Genomic DNA, 581 nt, shown 5'->3' with positions numbered 1-581 from the left:
GATTTGACTCGTGACCTTGTAGAACGTACAAAAGTTCCAGTTCGTCAAGCCCTTTCAGATGCAGGTTTGAGCTTGTCAGAAATCGACGAAGTTATCCTTGTTGGTGGTTCAACTCGTATCCCAGCCGTTGTAGAAGCTGTGAAAGCTGAAACTGGTAAAGAACCAAACAAATCAGTAAACCCTGATGAAGTGGTTGCTATGGGTGCTGCCATCCAAGGTGGTGTGATCACTGGTGATGTTAAAGACGTTGTCCTTCTTGATGTGACACCATTGTCACTTGGTATCGAAACAATGGGTGGCGTCTTCACAAAACTTATCGATCGCAACACTACTATCCCAACATCTAAATCACAAGTCTTCTCAACTGCAGCAGACAACCAACCAGCCGTTGATATCCACGTTCTTCAAGGTGAACGCCCAATGGCAGCTGATAACAAGACTCTTGGACGCTTCCAATTGACTGATATCCCAGCTGCACCTCGTGGAATTCCTCAAATCGAAGTAACATTTGATATCGACAAGAACGGTATCGTGTCTGTTAAGGCTAAAGATCTTGGAACTCAAAAAGAACAAACTATTGT

The 581-nt window shown here is 44.1% G+C and carries 1 protein-coding gene; it reads left to right on the top strand.

All coding sequences use genetic code 11. The features are described 5' to 3' along the window. Window positions 1-581 (top strand): Hsp70 family protein (locus tag GMD4S_RS12580; RefSeq protein ID WP_000112146.1); only part of this gene is annotated, 581 nt, incomplete at both ends.

The sequence above is a fragment of the Streptococcus sp. GMD4S genome, from assembly GCF_000296955.1.
Note: the sequence above shows the minus strand (reverse complement) of the source record. Positions and strands in the feature narration are given on the sequence as shown.